This is a genomic window from Streptomyces sp. 5-10, from assembly GCF_014712245.1.
GTDB classification, from domain to species: Bacteria; Actinomycetota; Actinomycetes; order Streptomycetales; family Streptomycetaceae; genus Streptomyces; species Streptomyces violaceusniger.
On sequence record NZ_JACVYG010000060.1, the window covers coordinates 12307 to 31775 of the forward strand.

At 68.4% G+C, this 19469-nt stretch carries 15 protein-coding genes and 1 pseudogene; 11 read left to right on the plus strand and 5 right to left on the minus strand.

Going from position 1 to position 19469, the window contains the following annotated elements; all coding sequences use genetic code 11:
- Window positions 1-101 precede the first annotated feature (101 nt).
- The 4 genes from IEJ02_RS40475 (at window position 102) to IEJ02_RS40490 (ending at window position 3161) form a co-directional block, all read left to right on the plus strand.
- Window positions 102-398, plus strand: coding sequence for a DUF503 domain-containing protein (locus IEJ02_RS40475; protein WP_137979804.1), 297 nt, complete (start codon window positions 102-104; stop codon window positions 396-398).
- 97 nt (window positions 399-495) lie between these two features.
- The gene (gene rbfA, locus IEJ02_RS40480) at window positions 496-966 is read left to right on the plus strand and encodes a 30S ribosome-binding factor RbfA (RefSeq protein ID WP_137979805.1); all 471 of its coding nucleotides are present in this window, start codon (window positions 496-498) and stop codon (window positions 964-966) included.
- Window positions 963-1898, plus strand: coding sequence for a tRNA pseudouridine(55) synthase TruB (gene truB, locus IEJ02_RS40485; protein ID WP_191069353.1), 936 nt, complete (start codon window positions 963-965; stop codon window positions 1896-1898). Before rbfA ends, truB begins: the two co-directional genes overlap by 4 nt.
- A 309-nt stretch (window positions 1899-2207) precedes the next feature.
- Window positions 2208-3161: a bifunctional riboflavin kinase/FAD synthetase gene (locus IEJ02_RS40490; protein WP_137979807.1), complete on the plus strand. Its 954-nt coding sequence runs from the start codon at window positions 2208-2210 to the stop codon at window positions 3159-3161.
- A 222-nt stretch (window positions 3162-3383) separates the two neighbouring features.
- Here the strand turns inward: IEJ02_RS40490 and IEJ02_RS40495 are convergent, their stop codons facing one another.
- Together IEJ02_RS40495 and IEJ02_RS51475 are read right to left on the minus strand one after the other, a co-directional pair.
- Complete coding sequence (locus IEJ02_RS40495) at window positions 3384-5795, minus strand: nucleotide-binding protein (RefSeq protein WP_317986045.1); 2412 nt, start codon at window positions 5793-5795, stop codon at window positions 3384-3386.
- 855 nt (window positions 5796-6650) lie between these two features.
- Window positions 6651-6776: pseudogene (locus IEJ02_RS51475) on the minus strand (SCO5717 family growth-regulating ATPase); the annotation flags it as partial.
- 401 nt (window positions 6777-7177) lie between these two features.
- On the opposite strand from IEJ02_RS51475, the gene IEJ02_RS40500 reads away from it, so the two are divergent.
- Window positions 7178-9022 (plus strand): outer membrane protein assembly factor BamB family protein, encoded by a 1845-nt coding sequence (locus IEJ02_RS40500; protein ID WP_191069355.1) that lies wholly within the window; start codon window positions 7178-7180, stop codon window positions 9020-9022.
- Window positions 9023-9094: 72 nt separating this feature from the next.
- Here the strand turns inward: IEJ02_RS40500 and IEJ02_RS40505 are convergent, their stop codons facing one another.
- From IEJ02_RS40505 to eccE, 3 genes are all read right to left on the minus strand, one after another.
- Window positions 9095-9325, minus strand: a complete 231-nt coding sequence (locus IEJ02_RS40505) for a DUF397 domain-containing protein (protein WP_037960661.1) — start codon at window positions 9323-9325, stop codon at window positions 9095-9097.
- Window positions 9326-9420: 95 nt separating this feature from the next.
- Entirely contained in the window at window positions 9421-10227 is an 807-nt protein-coding gene (locus IEJ02_RS40510) for a hypothetical protein (protein ID WP_191069356.1), read from the minus strand.
- Window positions 10227-11570: a type VII secretion protein EccE gene (gene eccE, locus IEJ02_RS40515; protein ID WP_223865256.1), complete on the minus strand. Its 1344-nt coding sequence runs from the start codon at window positions 11568-11570 to the stop codon at window positions 10227-10229. The genes IEJ02_RS40510 and eccE overlap by 1 nt, the downstream gene beginning before the upstream one ends.
- A gap of 181 nt (window positions 11571-11751) precedes the next feature.
- Here eccE and eccB point away from each other — a divergent pair, with 181 nt between their 5' ends.
- The 6 genes from eccB to IEJ02_RS40545 all read left to right on the plus strand — a co-directional run bounded on the left by eccB (window position 11752) and on the right by IEJ02_RS40545 (window position 18486).
- Window positions 11752-13314, plus strand: coding sequence for a type VII secretion protein EccB (gene eccB, locus IEJ02_RS40520; RefSeq protein ID WP_191069358.1), 1563 nt, complete (start codon window positions 11752-11754; stop codon window positions 13312-13314).
- 3 nt (window positions 13315-13317) lie between these two features.
- Entirely contained in the window at window positions 13318-14595 is a 1278-nt protein-coding gene (gene mycP / locus IEJ02_RS40525; RefSeq protein ID WP_223865257.1) for a type VII secretion-associated serine protease mycosin, read from the plus strand.
- An 89-nt stretch (window positions 14596-14684) separates the two neighbouring features.
- Entirely contained in the window at window positions 14685-15149 is a 465-nt protein-coding gene (locus IEJ02_RS40530) for a hypothetical protein (protein WP_191069359.1), read from the plus strand.
- 87 nt (window positions 15150-15236) lie between these two features.
- On the plus strand, window positions 15237-17021 hold the full coding sequence (locus IEJ02_RS40535) for an alpha/beta hydrolase (RefSeq protein WP_223865258.1): 1785 nt from the start codon (window positions 15237-15239) through the stop codon (window positions 17019-17021).
- Window positions 17022-17112: 91 nt separating this feature from the next.
- Complete coding sequence (locus IEJ02_RS40540) at window positions 17113-17574, plus strand: hypothetical protein (RefSeq protein ID WP_191069361.1); 462 nt, start codon at window positions 17113-17115, stop codon at window positions 17572-17574.
- A gap of 450 nt (window positions 17575-18024) precedes the next feature.
- Window positions 18025-18486: a DUF2563 family protein gene (locus IEJ02_RS40545; protein ID WP_191069362.1), complete on the plus strand. Its 462-nt coding sequence runs from the start codon at window positions 18025-18027 to the stop codon at window positions 18484-18486.
- The last annotated feature ends 983 nt before the right edge of the window (window positions 18487-19469 follow it).

Genomic DNA, 19469 nt, shown 5'->3' on the forward strand with positions numbered 1-19469 from the left:
GGTCGGCGGAGGAATTTCCGTCGAGCGGCCCCGGCCCTTGCGTGTACGGTGCGAGAAGCCCGCAATCACAAAGGCCCCACGGGTGGCTTGACCCGGACCGCATGTATGTAGGGACGTTGTCCTTTGACCTGCTTCTCGGCGACGTACGGTCGCTGAAGGAGAAGCGCTCCGTCGTCCGCCCGATCGTCGCCGAGCTGCACCGCAAATACGCGGTGAGCGTGGCGGAGGTCGGCGACCAGGACCTCTACCGCAGGGCCCAGATCGCCCTGGCGATGGTCTCCGGGGACGCGGGCCACCTCACGGAGGTGCTCGACCGCTGCGAGCGGCTGGTGGCGGCGCGGCCGGAGGTGGAGCTGCTGTCGGTGCGACGGCGGTTCCACGGTGGCGAAGATGAATGAGGGGCCGGACCGGCGATCGCAAGCCGCCGGTGGCCATCGATGACCGACGCGAAGAACTGACGCGAAGAACGTACGCGGAGAAGAGAGAAGAAGACGCATGAGCGACACCGCGCGGGCACGCAAGCTGGCGGACCGCATCCGGGTCGTGGTCGCGGAGACCCTGCAGCGGCGGATCAAGGACCCGCGGCTGGGCTATGTGACCATCACCGACACCCGGATCACCGGTGATCTGCGGGAGGCGACCGTCTTCTACACGGTCTTCGGCGACGACGAGGAGCGGGCGGCCTCCGCCGCGGCCCTGGAGAGCGCCAAGGGCGTGCTGCGGTCGGAGGTCGGGCGCCAGACGGGGGTGCGCTTCACTCCGACGCTGACGTTCGTCCCGGACGCGCTGCCGGAGAACGCCCGCACCATCGACGATCTGCTCGCCAAGGCCAGGGAGGCGGACGCACAGGTGCGCGAGGCGTCCTCGGGCGCCGCTTACGCGGGCGACGCCGACCCGTACCGCAAGCCCGGCCAGGAGGACGACGAGGAGCCCGGCACGGACGGCAAGGGTTCAGCGGACGCATGACGCGCAAGGGCAGGGCCGGTTCCGGGGCACCGGACGGCCTGGTGATCGTCGACAAACCGGCCGGTTTCACCTCGCACGACGTCGTCGCCAAGATGCGCCGCCTCGCCGGTACCCGGCGGGTCGGCCACGCGGGGACGCTGGACCCGATGGCCACGGGCGTGCTCGTGGTCGGCGTGGAGAAGGCCACCCGGCTGCTGGGCCATCTGGCGCTGACCGAGAAGGAGTACCGGGCCACCATCCGGCTCGGGCAGACCACGGTCACCGATGACGCGGAGGGCGAGATCACCGCCTCCGACGGGGCCGCCGGGGTCGACCCGGGCGCCGTCCAGGCCGGGATCGAGGAGCTGACCGGGGACATCCAGCAGGTCCCCTCGAAGGTCAGCGCCATCAAGATCGACGGCAAGCGCTCCTACGCTCGGGCGCGGGAGGGCGAGGAGTTCGCGATTCCGGCACGGCCGGTGACGGTGTCCTCCTTCGTCCTCCACGACCGCCGCGAGGCCAAGGCGGAAGACGGCACCACCGTCCTCGACCTGGACGTCACGGTGGTGTGCTCCTCCGGCACCTACATCCGTGCCCTGGCGCGCGACCTGGGCGCCGGACTCGGCGTGGGCGGCCATCTCACGGCCCTGCGCCGGACCCGGGTCGGCCCGTACGGGCTGGAGGCGGCCAGGACGCTGGAGCGGCTGGAGGAGTCGCTGGAGATCCTGCCCATCGCGGAGGCGGCGGCCGCCGCGTTCCCGCGCTGGGACGTGGACGAGCGCCAGGCCCGGCTGCTGGGCAATGGGGTGCGGATCGACATGCCGTCGGGGGAGAAAGGGCCGGGTTCGGGACCGGGATCGGGGCCGGTCGCGGTCTTCGGGCCGGAGGGGCGCTTTCTGGCCCTGGTGGAGGAGTCGAAGGGCAAGGCGAAGAGCCTGGCCGTCTTCGTATGAGGCCGTTGACGCCGTTGACGCCGTCGGGGCCCGGCGGGGTCAACGGACGGAGCCCCTTGTGTCGGGAAGGGGCGGGGTGGGGGACTTCGCCCGCCGCGGGCGCACCCCCGGCCTGGGTGGGCGACGCGGCGCCGGTGTGCCGTGGCCGACTCCGGGCCGCGTTGCACGCGCCGGGACCGGCCGCCTACGGTGGCTTTCCGGCCGGTCCGGGCGCTCGAGGCGGCCACCGATGCGAGGCGGGTGCCCGGGGCATGGCAGTCTTAGACCTGCGAAGTCGACAGACAAAGGTTCGGGCGAGGAGCGGGCAAAGTGCAGCGCTGGCGTGGCTTGGAGGACATCCCCGAGGACTGGGGGCGCAGCGTCGTCACCATCGGTTCCTACGACGGGGTGCACCGAGGACACCAGCTGATCATCGGCCGTGCCGTGGCACGGGCGCGTGAGCTGGGCGTACCGGCGGTCGTGGTCACCTTCGACCCGCATCCGAGCGAGGTCGTGCGGCCCGGCAGCCATCCACCGCTGCTCGCCACGCACCAGCGGCGCGCGGAGCTGATGGCCGGGCTGGGCGTGGACGCGGTGCTGATCCTGCCGTTCACGGCGGAGTTCTCGCGGCTCACCCCCGCCGACTTCGTGGTGAAGGTGCTGGTGGACAAGTTGCACGCCCGGGTCGTGGTGGAGGGCCCCAACTTCCGCTTCGGCCACAAGGCCGCGGGGAACGTGGCCTTCCTGCGCGAGCTCGGCACCACCTACGACTACGAGGTCGAGGTCATCGACCTGTACGAGCGCGGTGAGGCGGGCGGCGGCGAGCCGTTCTCCTCCACGCTGGTGCGCCGCCTGGTCGCGGAGGGCGATGTCACGGGCGCGATGGAGGTCCTGGGCCGGCCGCACCGGGTCGAGGGCGTGGTGGTGCGCGGTGCGCAGCGCGGCCGAGAGCTGGGCTTCCCGACGGCCAATCTGGAGACCCCGCCGCACACCGCGATCCCGGCCGACGGCGTCTACGCCGGCTGGCTGACGGCGCAGGGCGAGGCGATGCCCGCGGCGATCTCGGTCGGCACCAATCCGCAGTTCGACGGGACCGAGCGGACGGTCGAGGCGTACGCGATCGATCGGGTCGGCCTGGATCTGTACGGACTCCATGTCGAGGTCGACTTCCTCGCCTATCTCCGGGGCCAGGAGAAGTTCGACTCGATCGAGGCGCTGTTGGAGCGCATGGCGGCCGATGTGAAGCGGGCGCGGGAGCTCGTGGAGGAGCACGGGAGCCGTTGAGGGCGTACGGCGGCTGCTGACCGACGCGTACGGGAGCCGTTGAGGGCGTACGGCGGCGACTGCTGACCCGTACGGGAGCCGCTGAGGGCGCATGGCGGACGCCACGCGCCGTGCCGTGCGGCTGCGCGCCACGCGCCGTGCGCCACGTGGTGAACGGGTAACGCGCATGCGCCCCGTGGACCGGATCACCGGCCCACGGGGCGCTTCGTGCTTCTTCGCTCGCTACTGCTGCGGGGGCTGCTGCTGCCAGGGCTGCCCCGGTTGCCCGGGCTGGCCGGGTTGCCCGGGCTGACCCGGCTGGGCCTGTTGCCACGGCTGGCCGGGCTGCGGCTGCTGCCCCTGCCCCTGCTCGTAGGGCTGCTGCCAGCCCTGCTGGCCGCCTTGCTGCGGGTACCCGGGGTACTGCGGCTGCTGGCCCTGCTGAGGCGCGTAGGCGCCCGGGTAGGGCTGCTGCTGGGCCTGTCCGGGCATCGGCGGGGCCACCTGCGGCGGCTGGGCCCCTCCGTCGCCCGTCCACAGGCCCTGCTCCTGCTGGGCGCGGGTGAAGTCCTCCGCGACCATGGCCGAGAGGTTGAAGTACGCCTCACGGGTCTTGGGCCGCAGCATGTCCAGGTCCACCTCGGCGCCCGCCGACAGATGTTCGTCGAACGGCACGACGATCACCCCGCGGCAGCGGGTCTCGAAGTGGGACACGATGTCCTCGACCTTGATCATCTTGCCGGTCTCCCGGACCCCGGAGATCACCGTGATGCTCCGCGAGACCAGATCCGCGTAGCCGTGCGCGGACAGCCAGTCCAGGGTGGTGCTGGCGCTGCTCGCGCCGTCCACCGAGGGCGTGGAGATGATGATCAGCTGGTCGGCGAGGTCGAGGACGCCGCGCATGGCGCTGTAGAGCAGGCCCGTGCCCGAGTCGGTGAGGATGATCGGGTACTGCTTGCCCAGGACGTCGATGACGCGGCGGTAGTCGTCGTCGTTGAACGTCGTCGAGACCGCCGGGTCCACGTCGTTGGCCAGGATCTCCAGCCCCGACGGCGCCTGTGAGGTGAACCGCCGGATGTCCATGTAGCTGTTGAGGTACGGGATCGCCGTGACCAGGTCGCGAATGGTCGCCCCGGTCTCCCGCCGTACCCGTCGGCCGAGGGTGCCCGCGTCCGGGTTGGCGTCGATCGCGATGACCTTGTCCTGGCGCTCGATGGCCAGGGTCGCGCCGAGGGCGGTGGTCGTCGTGGTCTTGCCGACACCGCCCTTGAGGCTGATCACCGCGATGCGGTAGCAGGAGAGCACCGGCGTGCGGATCAGCTCGAGCTTGCGCTGCCGCTCCGCCTCCTCCTTCTTGCCGCCGATCTTGAAGCGGGAGGGGCCGGGGGTGTTCTTCTTCGGCTTCTGCTTGCCCTTGATCAGCCGGTCCGAGGAGAGCTCGACCGCGGCGGTGTACCCGAGCGGCGCCCCCGCGCTTCCGGCCTGGCGCCGCTGGTCGGGCGTTACGGTCGGCCAGCCGCCGGTACGGGGGTCGGCCGGGGCCGCCGGGGCGGCGTGGGCGTCCGGGCGCGGGTAGCCGTAGCCGTCATGCGGCTGTGGCTGCCCTTGCGCCTGCGGTCCGGGCCCGGGCCCGGGAACGCCGTCGCCGGGCCGCGGGAAGCCGTAGCCACCCTGCGCGCCCGGACCCTGCTGCCCGGGGAACTGCTGACCCTGGGGGGCCTGCGGCTGCTGGCCCTGGACGGGGCCGTTCGGTGCGTACGGTCCGGGCTGACCGGGCTGGGCAGGCTGTCCGGGCTGGCCCGGGTACATCGGCTGTCCGGGGTGTCCGGGCTGTCCGGGCTGGCCCGGGTGTTCGGCCTGCCCCGGCTGGGGTGTGGGGTAGGGCTGTGCGTGGGGCTGCTGGTACTGCCCCTGGCCCTGCTGGTCCGGGGCGGGCGGCTGCGGGAAGCCGTAGCCGCCTGGGACGGGCGTCGGCCCCGGCCCCGGGCCAGGACCGCCCGGGCCGGGCGCGGGCTGGGCCCCCGGTTGCGGGTAGCCGTAGTGGGGCCCCTGCGGAGCCGGGGCACCCTGCGGCCCGGGACCCGGTACGCCCGGGCCGGGCTGCTGGTAACCGCCCTGCGGGCCAGGCATGTTGGCCGCCGGGGGCTGCGCCCCCTGGGCCTGATCCGGCAGCGGGGCCGGACCGGGCTGGCCGGGGATCGCGCCGGGACCGCCCTCACCGGGCCGCGGATAGCCGTATCCGCCCTGCGGCCCCGGCCCGGCGGTGGGCTGTCCGGGCTGACCCTGCGTCTGGGGCGGGGGAGGTGCCCAGGAGGTGTCCTGCGGCGGGAGCGGCACTCCGGCACCAGGCGTGGCGGGCCCGTCCGTCCGCTGTTCCGGAACCGGAGCGGGAGCGGGACCCGGAGGAGGCGGGGTGTCCTCGGGCGCCGCGGGCTGGAAGTCCGGCGGCAGGGGCGGCAGCCCCGACTGCGGAACGGGCGGCGGGGCCCAGGTGGTGGCGGGCTGCTCGGGGGCCGGCCCGCTCGGCGGCACGGCGTCCTCGGGGGCCGCGTCCTCGGGAACCGCGTCCTGAGGCTCGGCGCTCGCCTGCCTCAGCTCCTCCATCTCCCGCCGCAGCGCGGCCGTGGAGAAGCGCAGCGTGCCCTCGCTGCGCACGTCGTCGTCGGCACGGTCGTCCGCATCCGAGGACCCGGAGTCGGGAGCTCCGGATGCGAACCCAGACCCGGAATCGGACCCGGAGTCGGAGCCGGAAGGAGAAGCGGAATCGGATCCGGAAGGCGAACTGGTACCGGAGCCGGAAGGCGAACCGGAACCAGCGACCCCGGCGCCGGAGTCCTCACTCCGCCTCTCGGCGATCTCGCGTCGCAGCGCGGCGGTGGAGAACCGCACGGTGGAGGGGCTGACCACATCGCCGTTCTCGCCCTCGTCGGAGCCGGCCTCGGAGGCGTGGTCCGAGTCCGGCCGGAGGGCGTCGTCGTCCCCCCGGGCGGCGGCGGGCGCTAGCGTGAAGTCGTCATCGACGGGAGCGGAAGCGGAAGAAGGGGAGGAAACCGCCGCCGAATCCTCGGCTTCGACCTCGGAAGCCGGGACGGAAGCCTCGCGGGAGGGCTCGGACTCGGCGCGGTCCGAAACGCCGCCACCCGTAACGCTGTCATCCGCGGGCGCACCACTAATCGAATCCGCCCCAGAGTCAGACAAAGGCGGCATACGAATGCCCGAGTCGGACTCTCTGAGGTCCGATTCCGACCGTGCTTCGTCCTCCCTCTGCGCGGGGACCTCCTCCACCTCGGAGGCGTCCGATGCGAGATCGGAGGAGGGGGCCGGGGCCGGCGGCGGCCAGGCACCCGGAAAACCGCTCGGCTCCGGCGCCCCCGGCACGGGCACCGGATTGCCGGTGGGCGGCGGAGGCGGCGGACCCGGCATCCCCACACCGGCGCCCGTCCCGGGTCCTCCGGAACCGCCGGTCGACGTGGGGGCGGTGGAGGACGGCGAGGACGACGACGAAGCGTTCTGCGTATACCAGGCGGGTGGGGTGTAGTCGATGGTGAACTCGCCCGTGTGCTCGGTCTCCGCGTCGGACCGATCATCGCCGGGTGTGTTTCCGCCCGTGCGGATCTCGTCCCGATCGCTGCTCACAATGCCTCCTGGTGTGGTCGAACACCCTTGAAATTCTTGGCGAGGCCGATCTGTTGCCGATCGCTACTGTCGTCCGACCGTTCGGCTTTCCCCTTTTGTGACGCCGGGGACCCCTGAACGGGCGCTCCACCGGGTACCCCAAGACTAATCACCATGAGCGCCGCGGGGGCAGGCCCATCCGCGCACTCGAGGCTGTCCGAGACCTCACCGTGCCTTACGGCGGTACGTACCCGGCAACCGCGGGGAGAAGTCCAAGCGTCCGGTGGTACAAAGAATCCCCGCTCGAATGCCGTTGCACAGTGGGACCTGCGACCATGTCGCCCCTATCCGGCCGGCGCCGCCGACCGGATCGCGGGGAGGAGGCCGACCGGTCGGTGGACTCGTGTGAGAGGTAGGCGCAGATGCCGCAGCCGCCCCAGCCACCCAACCAGCCGCCCTCCGGTGGCTTCGGCCCGCCGCCCCCAGAGCCTCAGGAGCCCCAGCAGCCCCAAGAACCCCAGGAGCCCGGCCGGGGCGGCTTCGGCTCGCCACGGAGACCTCCGACGCCACCCGTGCCGCCCACCGCGCCCCCCACCGCGCCCCAGAGGCACCCGTCAACTCCGTCGACGGGCCACACCCCGCCCCAGATATGGGACACCGGAGCCCTCCCGCCGAGCCCGCCCCCACCACAGCCCGGCGCGCCCGCTTCCCCCGGCCCGGACCGGTCGAACCCGTACGCCCAGAACCGGTACGCCCAGAACCCGTACGCACACCAGCCGGAGTACGGCGGCCCGTACACCTCACCGCCCGGCGGGCCGTACGGCACGCCTCCACCCACCGCCGGCGACCCGGCCCCGAAGCGCAAAGCCCTCATCATCGGCGCGGCGGTGGCGGTACTGCTCGCGGCCGGTGGCGGGGTGTACGCGGCGGTGGGCGGCGACGACGGCGGTAAGAACCCCACCGCGAGCCCCGAAACGACCACCCCGAGCCACCCCAAGACACAGGACCGGACGCCGGAGCCGACGACCGGTGACGGTGACAACACCGGCGGTCGCGGCAGCGGCGAAAGCGATCCCAACGACCAGCGCCGGGCGGGCGAGGCCAAGGTCCTCTACCAGAAGCCCGCGCCCGAGGTCAGCAAGAGCAACCTCGAAGTGCCCGGCTTCTGGGCGATGAAGGGCTATGTCGTCAAGGCGGTCGAGAACAAGATCATCGCCTACAGGGACGAAGGGGGCAGCAAATGGACCCTCTCGCTCCCCAAAGCGGTCTGCGCCGCTCCCACGTCCACCACCGACGGCAAGGTCGTCGTCGCCTACGAGGGCCATGGAAGGGACTCCTGCAGCCAACTCGCCCTGATCGACCTCAACAAGGGTGCCAAGCTCTGGGACCACCCCGCCCCCGAGACTGACCCCATGGGCGGTGGCTACACGAACGTGGGCATGGCACAGAGCGGCAACCTCGTCGGCATGGCCTGGTTCGGCGGCTCCGCCGTCATCAAGGTCAACGACGGCAAGGAAGTCTCACCCGAAAAGCCGAGCGCGGGCTGCTCCATTGACGGCTACGCGGGCGGCAAGGTCCTGCTGCGCGCCTACTCCTGCACCAATGGGACCGCCAAGCTCCAGCAGCTCACCCCCAGCGGCTCGATCAAGTGGACCTACACCATCCGTAAGGGCTTCAAGGTCAGCAACATCTTCTCCAGCAGCCCCGCCGTGGTGGCCCTCATCGACCAGGACCGACGCTCCGGCGGCATCCTGGCCCTCTCCGGCCAGGGCAAGGAACGCTCGACCCTCGCGCTGGGCAAGCAGTCCTACCAGCCGGAGTGCGGCACGGACATCTTCGGCACCAACATGGGCAACTGCGAAGGCGTCGCCGTCTCCGCGGACACCTTCTACCTGCCGACCGAGATGACCCAGGACCACGGCCTGGGCTCGACAAGTGAGATCCACGCCTTCGACCTCACCACCGGCAAGCGGAAATGGGCGGTCAAGGTGGCCGAACGGCTCCTGCTCCCGCTGAACATGGACGGCAAGAACCTCATCGCCTACGAAAAGCCCTCATACACCGCCCCCGGCCAAATCGTCCGCATCGGCCCCGACGGCGGCAAGCCCAAACCCCTCCTACGCCTGCCCCAGGCCACCCAAAAAGCCGAGCGCGACTTCTACTCGGCCACCCACACCTACCGCAACGGCAACTTCTACATCGCCACCAACCGCATCACCGGCACCGACACCACCCCCGAAAACCTCCTGATGGCCTTCGGCCGCTGAGCGTCGGCTGAGAGATGGGATACGACCGCGGGGGCGGACACCGACCGGCGTCCGCCCCCGCGCTCGCGCTCCTCAGCTCAGATCGAATTCGCCGTCCCTCGCGCCCAGGACGAAGGCACGCCATTCGGCCTCCGTGTAGCGCAGCACTGTCTCGGGGTCGGTGGAATTCCGCATGGCCACCGCCCCGTTCGGCAGGTAGGCGATCTCCACCCGGTCCTCGGAGCTGCTGCCAGGTGCGCTGAGCCACTCAACACCGGAGATGTCGAGGGCGTACAGCTCTTCCTTCTCTTTGGCGTCGGCCATCGGTGGAGAATCCCTTCGGGTACCGCGGAAACAAGCCCGCCTGGTGCTTGGCTGACAGTCTCATCCACCGTGTGCGCGGCGGCAATCGAACACCGTCAGTCCATGCGGCGAGCTCCGCCCAGCAGGCCGGATTCGATATCCGTCGGATGCGTTGCCACATAGAGCCGCGACTGACGATCACACCAAAGAGTGACCCCGTCCGGAAGCGTGGACAGTGACTCGACATCCGTGGACGGCAGCCCCATGATCCGCCCGACCTGGGTGGCCTCCTCCGGGGACACCCGCTGGACGCCCACCAGGTCCGCGTTCTCCATGAGCCGGGGGGCGACCGGGCTCAGGTAGGGCAGAAGCGTCAGCACGGACTGCCACGGCGCCGACGTCACCCGCCCGCGCGGCGGTCGCATGCCCGCGTCACGGATCACCAGGACGGGACTGCCGATCGACGGCCCCTGCGGCGGCACACGGCCCACGTCGTGGAGCGTCATGCTCTGGTACCCGCCGTTCGCGGCCTGCGCCAGTGACGCCCACATCTGCTGACGGCCGGTCTCCACGGTGACCCGGGCGCCCGTGGCCACCGCTCGCAACCCGATCACCTGCGCCGTCCACAGCCCGCCGACCAGGACCACGTTGAAGGGCGTGGGACGGTGCAGGCCCAGCACGGCGGGTTGGTCCCGCGCGCCGACACCGATCACCACCCCGTCGTCGCCGATCGGCAGCGCCAGGGCGTCGAACTGCTCCGGGGGGAGCTCATGCCGCTGACGCCGCGGTCCGATCAGCCCGAATCCCCGTCGCATCCTGCGCGGGGCGGGAGCCACCGGCTCGTCCGGCTGACCGGGCATCTGGCCGGGTGCGGAGGTCGGGGCGTAAGAAGGGCCGCCTGAGACGGTCGTCGGCATGGCCATCAGCGGGTGCCTCCCAGGGGCAGAGTGGCGAGTACGCCGGGTACCTGCTCGCGGTCCAGCCGGGCGAGCCCCACCCGCACCCCACGGGCGGTGCGCTGGAGCTCTCGCCTCATCGCGACCAGGTCGTCCGCGCTATGACCCGTGATCCGCACATGTCCGCTCACCGTGGGCGCGGGCCGGCCGCTCTGCGTCCCGCCCCGCCGCAGGGTGAGGCTGAGCGTGGTCGCGAGCGCGGGCAGTGAGGTCAGCAGCGCGGCCAGTTGGGGAAGGGGCGTGGCTCCCGGCCCCAGCTGCGGCCACCTGCTGACCCAGTACGTGGTGTGCCATCGATCGTCGCAGCGCCAGGCCCGTGTGCTCTCGACCGTGCGTCGGCTGAGCGTGTTGGTCTGCCGGGCCTGCGCCGTCGCCCTCGGGTTGACGCTCGCGGCGGTGGCGATCGCCGCCGTCACGCCCTCCTCCGGCAGGAGCGTCACGCCGAAACCTGCCCCCTGCAGCCTGCTCGACAGCTGATCCGCCGCCCGCAGCACACACCGCTGCGCGCCTTCGAGACCCCCGCCCCGGGCCGCGACGGCCTCCGGGCAGAGCTCCGGGTCGAACTTCAGGGCCACCCATGTCAGACGGACCGCGGGCGCTCCCGTCTGCTCCTGAAGCGGCCCGTAGTTGCGCACGGGCACTGTCTGCGCCGACAGATGCGGTGCGGGCGCCGGCAACGCATGCTGCACCACCTGCACGGACTCCAGCAGGATTCCGTCGACGTCCATGGCGTCGCGCAGCAGCGAAAGCGGGAGCGGACGCTGCGTACGGTGCGGGCGCAGCGGCGAGTCCGTGGCGTCCAGCTGCAGGATCGCGGTCAGAAAGGTGCCGTCGCCCACCAGGCCGACCATGCGCCGCTCGCGATCGGTGAACGTATAGGTGCGCAGGGCCGGTTCGCACTCCAGGGCGGGCGTGAAACCGGGGTCCGCGCCCGCGTCGAGCGGCTTCGCCGCCTGCCGCTGGCGCCTGCGCAGCGCGAGCGCGGTGCTCAGCCATTCCGGTATCGGCTGCTGATGACGCGTGACCACGGCCAGCAGAACCAGGACGACACCCACGACTCCCGCGGGCACCAGCAGGAGCTTGTCGACCACCCCTGCGGCCAGCACGATCGCCGCGGCCACCTCGATCAGCACGAATTGCTGTAGCCGCAGGGGGCCGATGCTGCCGGGCCGGGACGTCGTGCGCGGGGTGGCGGAGGTGATGGGGGCCGCTGTCGGGGGAGCGTCAGCGGGTGCGGGCGGACGGGGTCCGCTCGGTGCTCCTCGGCCGGACGCGCTCCTCGCGGTACGTGCGCGCGTTGCGGCAGCCATCCCCGTCAGCCCCCTCATGTCCGAAACCGGCCCGAACGGCCCGGTCGTCGTCGCCCCCGGTGAGTGTCCCCAGGCGGCATGAGCCAGTTCACTACCGGCATAGTAGAGGGTCGGTACGACACCAGGACCGAGGCAGGCCACCTGACTACCGAGGCCGAAAAGCGGGGAGAAGCGGCTAAAAATGGCATCACGGCGGGACGAACTCAACGCCTATATCTATGCGAAGAAGCGGACAGTCGCCGCCTTTTTGCAACCCACGCCGAGCGGTACCGAGGAGGGTGCGCCGCGTCCGCTGCGCGCGGTCCTTCCCGGAGTCGTCGTCGGGGCCCTGATCCTCGCCGGTTTCGGCGCCTGGGGCATGTTCAAGCCCGTCGCGCCCAAGGGGTGGGACACACCGGAATCGCATGTGATCGTCGGCAGTGACTCCACCACTCGGTACGTCATCCTGAAGACCGGCGGCAAGCCCCAACTCCACCCGGTGCTGAACCTCGCCTCCGCCAAGCTTCTCCTCGACCCCGAGAAGTCCAGCATCATCAAGGTGAAGGAGTCGGAGCTGGACGACGGCCACATCCCGCGTGGCCCCACGATCGGCATTCCCTACGCACCGGACCGCATCCCCAGTGCGGAGGAGGCGAAGAAGCGCATGACGTGGGCGGTCTGTGAACAGCCGGGTGGCAATGGGAACACCACCCAGAAGGCCGTCTTCCTTTTTTCCGACCGGGACCCGAAACTCAAGAAGCTGCGCGGATCCCAGGCGCTCCACGGTGGCCAGGCGCTCTATGTGCAGGGCCAGGACGGCGCCCGCTATCTCGTCGATCCGCGGGGCGTGAAGTATTTGATCGGCGGCCCGGACTGGAAGGCCAAGTCCGACGCGGACACCAATCTTCTGCTGCGCTCGATCTTTCACGACGGTGCGAAGCCGCAGCGGGTCACCAGGGACTGGCTGGCGACCTTCAGGGACGGGGCACCGATCGACTTTCCGCAGGTCCCGGGCCGGATCGGCGATGACGCCGGGATCTCGAGCCTCGGCGAGGCGAACCGGGTCGGCATGGTGCTCGAAGCGCCGACCGGAGCCGGCACCCAGAAGTATGTGGTGCTGCGGGGGAAGGTCCAGCGCGTCTCGGAGTTCGTGGCCAAGCTCCTGCTCAGGAGCAAGACCTCCATCAATGAGGCGAGTATGGCCAAGCGAGTGGCGGCCCCGTCGTTCAACCCGGACACGGAGAACGACTTCTACGGCCAGTACCACTGGCCCAGCGAAATCCCGAGCCAGGCAAACTCCGTCGATCCCGCGCTGGGCAGCGGAGCCCGGGACACCAGCTGCAGCATCCTGGACGGGGTGACCTCCAAGGGCGGTGCCAAGGTAGCCACTTGGGCGGGCAAGGAATTCCCGGCCACCATCCCGGACGGTGCCACCAGCGCCTATGTGACCCCGGGGTCAGGAGTGCTCTACCGCCAGGTGAGCGGCCACCAGATCAAGAACGGGCCGGTCTTCCTGGTGACCGACACCGGCCTTCGCTACTCGGTCCAGTCCAACAACGACAGCGATTCCGGCAAGTCGAAAATCGGTGATGAGGGCTCCGACAAGGACAAGGCCACGCAGACCCAGCAGGACGTCAACAAGGCCCAGCGCAGCCTCGGATACCAGGACGTCAACCCGACTCCGGTACCCGCGGACTGGTCCGAATTCCTGCCCACCGGTCCACGTCTCGACGCCAACAGCGCCAAGCAGCCCCAGGGTTCATAGGACATGAGGAAGCCCGAACATATGCGGCGCACCATCAAATCCCTCGCCCTGTCGGCGGCGACCGCCCTCACGGCACTGTCGGCGGCGGCCGGACCGACATCGGCTTCCGCGGCGCCGGAGCTGTCCCTCGCGGGCAGTGGCGAATGCACCTACCCCGCCAAACAGATAAAGGGCACCCCCTGGTCCCTCCAGCGGGTCATGCTCGATCAGCTGTGGCAGGACACCAAGGGGCTGGATCCGAAGGGCCGCCCGATCAAAGTCGCCGTCATCGACACCGGCGTCGACAACACCAATCCTCAGCTCAAGGACGCCGTCGACACCAGCAAGGGCAAGGAAGTCCGTAAGGGCGGCAAGAAGAGTCTGTCCAAGGGGAAGAAGGGCAACGGGACGGACGACTCGGTCGGCCACGGGACCAAGGTCGCCGGCATCATCGCCGCCCGCCCCCACTCGGGCACGGGATTCGTCGGCATCGCACCCAAAGCCAAGATCATCCCGATCCGGCAGAACGACGAAAAGGGCTCCGGTACCACCGACACCATGGCCACGGCCATCGACTGGGCGGTCGACGCGAGAGCCGACGTCATCAATATCTCCCAGGACACCGTCAAGCCGCTTCAGGCAAACAGCACGCTGCAGCAAGCCGTTGAGAACGCGCTGCGAGCGAATGTCGTCGTGGTCGCCTCCGCCGGCAACGACGGTCTCGACGGCAAGGTCAAGAAGACCTACCCGGCCGCTTACGACGGCGTCCTCGCCGTCGGCGCCTCGGACCGCAACAACGAACGGGCCCCCTTCTCTCAGTCCGGCGACTTCGTCGATGTCGCCGCTCCCGGCGTCGAAATGGTCTCCACCGTCCCCAAGGGCGGCCAGTGCGTGGACAACGGCACCAGCTTCTCCGCGCCCTACGTCGCCGGCGTCGCCGCCCTGATCCGCGCCAAGCACCCGGACTGGAAACAGAACGAGGTGGTCGCCCAGATCGAGCAGACCGCCGAGCGCGCCGTCAACCACCATGACCGCTTCATCGGCTGGGGCGTCGTCGACCCCGTCCGCGCCCTCACCGACGACGAAACCCGCATCGACCACGTCACCCTGGACAAGGGCGCCGCCCACGACGTCGCCGCGCCCGACCCCGCCCCCATGACCTTGGGCGAGACCCCTCAGGAGCGCAAGGAACGCCTCGCGACGTACTCCGTGGGCGCCGCCGCCATCGCGGTCGCTGGCATCGCGGGCCTGGCGGCAGTTCTCAACGAACGGAGGCGCCGACGCTCCGGCATGGCTGAGTAGGAGTACTCATGGAGGTGTGTGAAGTTTCTTCTACACTGAGCCATTTGACGTAACTGTGAGTCGTGCGAGGCCGGGGGATCGGGGAGCGTATGTCGACATTCGAGGCGGAATGGGCGCAGATGAAGCGCGAGGCGTCCGGTGACACCGGGATGGATCTCGCGAGCGCCGACGACAAACCTGGCTGGGAACAGGGTGGATCGGGCAACTTGAAGTCCAACAAGAATGCCTGGACCACGGCGGGTCGGAGCGTCGGCAAGCTCCGGGGGGACATCAAGACCGCGCTGACGAAGCTGGAGGAGGAGCAGACCGGCTTAGGCGCGGGCAGCAAGAGCGGCGGCGGCATCGAGAGCGCGGCGGCTCAGCGGGAGCTCTACCACTCCTGGAAGCGCTATCTGAAGGGCGTGAGCGGGAAGTGCGGGGCGATTCAGGACCGGCTTGAGAGGGCCGGGGATCACCACTACAAGAACGACGAGGCCACCAAGTGCGCGTTCGACGGCTTGGACGTCCTGTACAAGGACACGAAGCCCGTCGGCGGCGAGAGCCGGGGTCGGTGACTCGGACCAGTGGATTACGCGACTCTCACATCTCTGCAGCCGTCGGAGTTCGAGGATGCTGCGGGTGGCTATCGGACCGTTAGTGACATGGCCAGTCAGGCGCAAAAAGACCTTGAGCACCAGATAGCCGCTAAATTCCAGGACACACTCGAAGGTGAGGCGGCAACCGCGGCCGTCAGGCAGCTCGATAAATTGGCAAAGAATTTCCATTACGCCCAGGTCGAGTGCGCTCTCATCATCACCGCTCTCAATGCTCTGGCCTATGAACTCCGAGCAGCGAAGCACAAGCTCGACGCCGCTGTGGAGGACGCCGAGGCAGAGAAGTTCACGGTGGGCTCCGATGGCTCGGTGAGCTACCCGGCGGCCGGTGACAAGGTCGATGGCAAAGTACCCGAGGGTGGCACGGTCAAGGGCAGCGCGAAGGGCAAGCCCACGAACCAGCCCATCGACCCGACCGCCGATGCGAACGATACAGCCGATGCCCTGGAGCGCCAGGCGGCGAATATCCACCCCAATCCGAACTACGGCCGAGCCGTTGCCATCGCCAACCGCATTGCCCAAGCCATTTACGACGCCACGCAGGCCGACGAGAAGTGGGCCCCCAAGCTACGCAAGCTGAAGGCTGATGATGATCTGACCGTATCCGACCAGGACTGGGCCGATGCCCAGAACGACACGGGTGGCGTCCGTGCAGGCGCGAAGGAATACCTCAACGAGATCAAACCACCACCGGAGAATGGCGACCCCAAGGCGAATGCCAAGTGGTGGAACGGATTGTCTCAGGAAGAGCGGGACGCCTACTTGTCGATGCACCCTGCCAGCCTCGGTTCGTTGGATGGTCTTCCCTCTGAGGTCCGGGACGAGGCCAATCGGACATTGCTGGCCGAGACCAAGGCAAAGTACGCATTGGAGCTTTCCGGTATCCCGAAAGAGCCAACGAAATACGGACCGAATCCAAATGGCTCTTATCCGGCTTTTGTGGAGACCGAAGCTTGGAAGAGATGGGACGAGAAATACGGGGATCAGCGGGCAAAATTGGACAAGGGCCTGCAGGCGATGAAGGATATTCAAAAGAGGTTCGACGAGACAGGGAAAGATGGCCTGCCTCCGGCGTATCTTCTCGCCTTTGATTCTGAAGGGGGTGGGCGGGCGGTCGTGGCGAACGGAAACCCGGACACCGCTGACCATACCGCAGTCTTCGTCCCGGGTACCCATTCCAATCTCGGAAAGTCCGGATCGTATATCGGACACATGGCCAACCTATGGCAGGAAAGTCATGTGCTTGCACCGAACCAGAACGTATCCACAATTACGTGGATTGGGTATGATGCGCCACAGAGCGTTGCGCCAGAGGCAATGTCCCCTTCATACGCTGAGCGCGCCGCCCCTGAGCTGAATAGGTTTCTCGACGGCTTGCAGACCGCGCAGGGGGGCCCGGACGCAAGCCATACAACAGTCATCGGGCACAGTTACGGAAGCACAGTGGTGGGACAATCCTCCATCGACGGCAAGCTTCCTGCCGACGATATCGTGGCCGCAGGGAGTCCCGGTATGAGGGTAGGACACGCCGATGATCTCGATGTCGGCAAGGGCCATGTGTGGTCCGAAGCTGCGGCTTCCTGGAAGGACCCAGTCCCGGCAGGCGGCAAGCTAGCGGGACTCGGTGGAGATAGCGATATATCGTGGTGGGCAGATATGCTTCCCTTTGGCTATGCATGGGGGCAGAATGTTCCATCCGACGAGGATTTTGGCGCCCACATTATGGGAACAGATGCCAAGGATCACGGGGACTATTGGAGGCCAAATTCAGAGAGCCTTGCGAACCAGGCAGCCGTGGTAACGGAGAACTATGACCAGGTCAAGGGCGGGTAGTGGAAAATTGACTGGCCAGCGTTTGCGGCGAGGAGTTGTCGCCGCACTTGTCGCCACGTCTATCGGATCGATCTCCGTGGGGTGCTCAAACGTGAACAACCTTGATTATGAGCCGACCAAGCTGGATGTCGACGAGGCTCGGCAAAAAACGAGGGAAGTCTCAAGTCGCCTCTTGGAGATGATCGAGGTCAAGGGAAAAGTAACTGAGCCCGGTCCTCGCATCGCTCCGTGTGATGACGAGCCTGATGCCAAGGATTTGTATGTGACGCGCCATCCGTGGTCGATTTATGACCTCTCGGAAGAAGAGGTCGCTCAGGGAATGGAGAACCTCAGGAAGGGACTGCCGGAACACGGGTGGAAAATCTTGAGGGACGGGAAATCTCATAGTAAGGCGCAAGACCCGGAGATTTTGGCAGAGAACAAGAAAGAGAAGTTCGCTGCAAACTTCACAGCCCTTAGGAAGACTGCGAGCGGGGATACCATGATCAAGGTAACGGTAGTCTCGGCTTGCTACCGAGCACCTGCGGGAACGGACCTCGATAGCGAGTACTGAGGGCTATCTACCTCGTCGCCACAGCAGGGTTTCAGCGGTGGCAAGAGACGACGATGGCTGGTCTACGTCCGCGGAGGATTGAAGCAGGCCGTGGGCAGGCACAAGGCAGCGATGACCGCGCGGTGTGGCGCGACTCGCTGGGCTCCAGAGCCCGACGCTCGAGCGGTGGGGGTCGGCCTGGTCGGAACGTCACGTCCCTCGTTGTCAGTGGGGTGTCCCTCCGGCTCGCCGATGCCTGCCCGGTTCCGGGAAATAGGTATGCGTACTCATGTGCGCCTGTGGTGAAGTCGTTAGTGTCATCAGATGTGACGTGTGCCTCGTATGCATCGTTTGGGGGAGGGGACCGTTACTGAACCGTCGACGGCCCACAGCTACGGAGCAGTTGGGGTGTCCAACGCTGATGGATAGAGTGGCTTAGGACATCGTTGGTGTCATACGGGGAGGGACAGCGTGAGGCCCATAGAGCCGGGGTCTGAGCCACAGACGCCGTTCGGCAAGAGGCTGGTCAAGGAAGCCGAGACGCTTGCCAAGTTCAAGAAGCGACTGGACAAGGTCCTGACCGACCTTGACAAGTCCCCGGCATCGCACAAGACGATCTCGCAACAGTTCATCACCCGGGACGCGTACGGTTCGGGCACCGGGTTCACCTCCGCCGACGACCTGGCCAACCTCTACGAGAAGGTTCACGCGCGGCTGGAGACCCTGTCCAAGTCCTTTGGCGACCAGATCGAGGCCATGGGCCTCATGGCGATCGTCGCCGAGCGCGGCTACGACGGCATGGATGCCGAACAGGCCCGTCGAATGCGGGAGATCCAGGCACGTACGCGGAAGTACTACCGCGAGCCCACAGAGAAGCACGCGGGTCAGAGTGGGAATCACGGCGGCAAAGAGGTCGGGGGCGACGCGCTGTGAGGGGGAGAAGGTAGATGGCCGGAGGGAAGTTCGAGGATCGGTCGCACGACGAGCTCTACAACATGGTCGCGACCGCGAAGCCGGACGCGCTGACCGAGGTCGGGGCCGCCTTGACGGCTGCCTTCGACGACATCAGTGCCATCGCGGAGGAACTCAAGGCACACGCCGAGCGGGTGCACTGGGAGGGCGAGGGTGCCGACGCGTTCCGCGAGTGGGGTCGTGAGGTGGCCAAGCAGACCTACAAGATGGCCGACTACACCCTACTCGTCGGCGTACACATGACTGCCGCGGGTCAAGGCCTGACCGAAGTCAAGGCAGCGATGCCGGCCCCGACGGCGGCAGACGACAAGAAGCACAAGAGCGATGCGGAAAAGGCGGTCGCGGACAAGCACCACCTTGAGGCGCTCCAGCAGATGGACAAGCTGGACTCGTATTACGAGACGGCTTACACGGAGATCAAGGATCTCGAGGAGCCGAACTTTCCGCCTTTGCCGCCTGAGTTCGGGAACTACTTCAAAGGCGATCCCGGGCCCTCGGGTGCGTCGCCGTCTGGAAACGGAAACGCAGGTGGGCAAAGCACAGCTTCCGCTGCGCCGTTCGCAGCTCGTTCTGATTCCGCCGATGGGCCGGGCCTCGTCCAGCACCCAGGAGCGGCCTCCACGGGACACGGCGACTTGGGCGCGGAGAGGCTGCCGGATGTTGTGTCAGATGCCAGGACCAACATTGACTCCACGAACACGCTGCCCTCGCCTGACGTCATCGACCCAAGCAGGCTTCCTGCTTCGCCACCGCAGGATGCGCCCGAGCAGCGTGTGAACCCTGTGGTGCCAAACGGACCCAGGCCGCTCCTGCCAAGCGCCCCGCCGCCTATGCGCGGTGGGGGCAGCCCCGTACGAGAACCTCTCCCTCCTTACCAGGGTGCGGCAAAGCAGCCTCGGCCGACGAGCCTTCCTCGAACCGGGTTGCCTGACGGTATTCACGGT